The sequence below is a fragment of the Sinomonas sp. genome, from assembly GCF_036848755.1.
In the GTDB taxonomy this organism is placed as follows: Bacteria; Actinomycetota; Actinomycetes; order Actinomycetales; family Micrococcaceae; genus Sinomonas.
This window is the reverse complement of sequence record NZ_DAIUJO010000178.1, coordinates 1491-4951: the sequence shown is the minus strand read 5'-3', so window position 1 is coordinate 4951 and position 3461 is coordinate 1491. Positions and strand designations below refer to the sequence as shown.

The following is a 3461-nucleotide window of genomic DNA, read 5'->3' as shown; positions in this document are numbered from 1 at the left end:
CCACGACGGCCAAGTCCGTCGACGGGCGGCGCCGGGGGAAGGTGCTGCGCGCGTTCCTCGACTACACCACGGAGCAGCTCGCGCGCTGGGAGGAGCTCGATCCGGCAGTGCGCATCTCGGCCCCGGACTCCGTCCACCAACTCAGGATCACGGTCCGCAGGCTTCGCGCGTGCCTTTCCGCGTTCCGCAAGGACCTCGACGCCGAGGCGGGGCGGGCGTTGCGCGACGAGCTCCAGTGGTTCGGCAGGGTTCTCGGGCGCGTGCGCGACGCGGAAGTCATGCGCGAGCGCCTGCGGGGGCGCGTCGACAGCGAACCGTCCAGTCTGGTCCTCGGGCCCGTCAGCCAGTCGTTCGACGAGTCGCTCGGGGCCGAGCACGGAGAGGCGTCCAGGGAGCTCACGGAGGCGATGAGATCGGAGCGGTACTTCCGGCTCATCGACAGCGTCACGGACCTCATCTCTTCAGCCGCCGATGCCGACCGAGCCTGGCATACCAAGGCGACCGTCTCCGCCGTCGTGCGCCGCCATGCCAAGCGCCTCCGCACCGCCGTCAAGACCGCCGAGGGCCTTGAGGGCAAGGAAGGGCACGACGTCGCGCTCCACGACGTGCGCAAGTCCGCCAAACGGCTCCGGTATTCCGCCGAGGCGGCCGCTCCGTTCGGCGCGAAGAAGGCCTCCCGCCTCGGCCGCCGCGCCCAGAAGATCCAGAAGGCGCTCGGCGAGCACCAGGACTGCATCGTCACCGCGGACCTCGTGCGCAGACTCGGCGTCGAGGCCTACGGCCGGGGCGAGAACGCCTTCACCTATGGTCGGCTGCATGCGAGGGAGCTCCAGCTCGCAGACGAGGCAGCAGTCCGCTACGACCGCGTGCGCCGGAAGCTCCCCGCGAAGCTTGGGGGCAAGAGGTGATTGAGCCGTGGCGACGGTAGTCGTCACCGGCGGCTCGGGCTTCGTGGCCGGCCACGCCATCGCGCAGCTGCTCACGGCGGGCCACAACGTGCGGACCACCCTTAGGTCCCTCAGCCGTCAGGCGGACGTCGAGCAGATGCTCGCCGTTGCGGGGGCGCCGCACCAGGAGCGCGTTGCGTACTTCTCGGCCGACCTCCGCGCCGATCAAGGCTGGGCCGAAGCAGCGGCCGGGGCGGACTGTGTGCTCCACGTGGCCTCGCCCTTCCCGAGCCGGCAGCCGAGGGACCCTGACGAACTCGTCGGCCCCGCCCGCGATGGCGCCCTTCGCGTTCTGCGGGCCGCGCGCGACGCCGGAGTGCGGCGCGTCGTGATGACGTCGTCTTTCGCTGCGGTCGGCTATGGGCACGACGACGAGCACCACGTCTTCGACGAGAGCGACTGGACCGATCCGGAGGCGCGAGGGATCACGCCGTACGTGAAGTCGAAGACGATAGCCGAGCGCGCGGCGTGGGATTTCCTGGAACGGGAAGGAGGCGGCCTCGAGCTGGCCGTCGTGAATCCCGTGGGCATCCTCGGGCCCGTGCTCGGGCCGCACCTCTCGAGCTCGATTCGGATCGTCTCGACCCTCCTGAGCGGCCAGCTTCCCGCCGCGCCCCCGATGTGGATGAACGTCGTCGATGTGCGGGACGTCGCCGACCTGCACATCCGGGCGATGACGGACCCAGAAGCCTCCGGTCAGCGCTTCATCGCGGTCGCCGGGCAGCCGACCTCGTTCCACGAGATCGCCCTCGCCCTGCGCAAGGCCCTCGGGAAGGCGGCCTCGAAGGTGACCACGCGCACGGCCCCCGCCTGGGTCTTCAAGGCGCTCGCCGTCGTCGTCCCTCCCGTGCGGGAGATCTCGCCGCAGCTCAACGTGATCCGGGCGGCGAGCAACGCGAAGGCCCGCAGGGTGCTCGGCTGGGAGCCGCGCTCGAACGAGGAGGCGGCAGTCGCGTGCGCGGAGAGCCTGCTGCGGCAGGGGATCGTCCGCACCCCATGAACCGACCGACGGACCGCCCGAATCTCCTGTTCATCCTCTCCGATGACCATGCTCCCCACGCCATTTCGGCGTATGGGAGCAGGCTCAACACGACGCCCGCCATCGATCGGATCGGCCGGGAGGGGGCGGTCCTCGGCTCGGTCTACTGCACGAACGCCATCTGCAGCCCCTCCCGCGCCACGATCCTCACGGGGACCTACAGCCACGTCAACGGCGTGCCCGGGATCTTCGCCGAGTTCGACTACCGGGTTCCTACCTTCGTCGACGTCCTCCACGACGCCGGCTACGCGACCGCGCTCTATGGGAAGTGGCATCTCGGTGAGTCCTCGGGCGCCCGTCCGCGCGGCTTCGACGACTGGCTCGTCTTCCCTGGCCAGGGCGCCTACATCGACCCAGTGATGAGCGGACCCGAGGGCGAGCGGCGGCTCGAGGGATATGCGACGGAGATCGTGACCGATCTCGCACTCGATTGGCTCATCAACCGGGACCCGGACCGCCCCTTCGCACTGATGGTGCACCACAAGGCTCCCCATCGGCCGTGGATTCCGGACGGGAAGCACCGCGACCTGTACCCGGTGGGGTCGATTCCGGAACCGGAGACGTTCGACGACGACCACGCGACGTTGGCCGAATGCGTGCGGTCCGTGCGCATGAGCATCGCGGACGACCTCACGGAGGAGGACGTCAAGGAGCCCACCCCGGCGGAGCTCGAGGGCCCCGAGCACACCGCCGAGCGAGCGCGGTGGAAGTACCAGCGCTACATGCGGGACTATCTCCAGTGCGTCCAAGCGCTCGACGATGGCGTGGGGCAGCTGCTCGAATATCTCGACGCGCAGGGCATCGCCGAGGACACGATCGTCGTCTACTCCTCCGACCAAGGCTTCTTCCTCGGAGACCACGGCTGGTTCGACAAGCGGCTCATGTTCGAGCAGTCGCTCCAGATGCCGCTGCTTGTGCGGTGGCCCGCCGAGATTCCGCCAGGGAGCCGCTGCGACGCGATCATCACGAACGCCGATTTCGCGGCGACATTCCTCGATCTGTGCGGGGTCGATGCGGCCGCCGCCCTGCCGACCTCGCAGGGGCGCTCGTTCCGTCCACTCCTGCGGGGGCAGGACGTGGCCGACTGGCCGGAGTCGATGTACTACCGCTATTGGGAGCACCGCGATCCGAGCCATCACGTGCCCGCGCACTACGGCGTCCGCACACGGACGCACAAGCTCATCCACTACTACTGTGACGGCCTGGGGGTGCCCGGTTCCTCACCCGAGCGGGAGCCGAGCGAGTGGGAGCTGTTCGATCTCGAGAAGGACCCGCACGAGCTCGTCAACGTCATCGCTGATCCGGGCTACGCGTCGGTGCTCGCCGAGCTCCGCGACGAGCTCGATCGGCTGCAGGAGTTCTACGGCGACACCCCGTACGACGGGCCCGAGACGCCGCACCCCACGTGGGGCCCCGCCTGAATGTCTCGGGTACGCGAACTCTGCTTCCTGGGCGTTTCGGGTACGCGAACTCTG

3 protein-coding genes are annotated in these 3461 nt (G+C 69.3%); all 3 read left to right on the top strand.

Features of this window, described 5'->3' with window-relative positions:
- Nucleotides 1-908 (top strand): CHAD domain-containing protein (locus tag V7053_RS17865; RefSeq protein WP_334173611.1); only part of this gene is annotated, 908 nt, incomplete at its 5' end.
- 7 nt (nucleotides 909-915) lie between these two features.
- Nucleotides 916-1947 carry an SDR family oxidoreductase gene (locus tag V7053_RS17860; protein ID WP_334173610.1) on the top strand — a complete coding sequence of 344 codons (1032 nt, stop codon included), beginning with the start codon at nucleotides 916-918 and terminating at the stop codon, nucleotides 1945-1947.
- On the top strand, nucleotides 1944-3407 hold the full coding sequence (locus V7053_RS17855; protein ID WP_334173609.1) for a sulfatase family protein: 1464 nt from the start codon (nucleotides 1944-1946) through the stop codon (nucleotides 3405-3407). The genes V7053_RS17860 and V7053_RS17855 overlap by 4 nt, the downstream gene beginning before the upstream one ends.
- Nucleotides 3408-3461 lie beyond the last annotated feature (54 nt).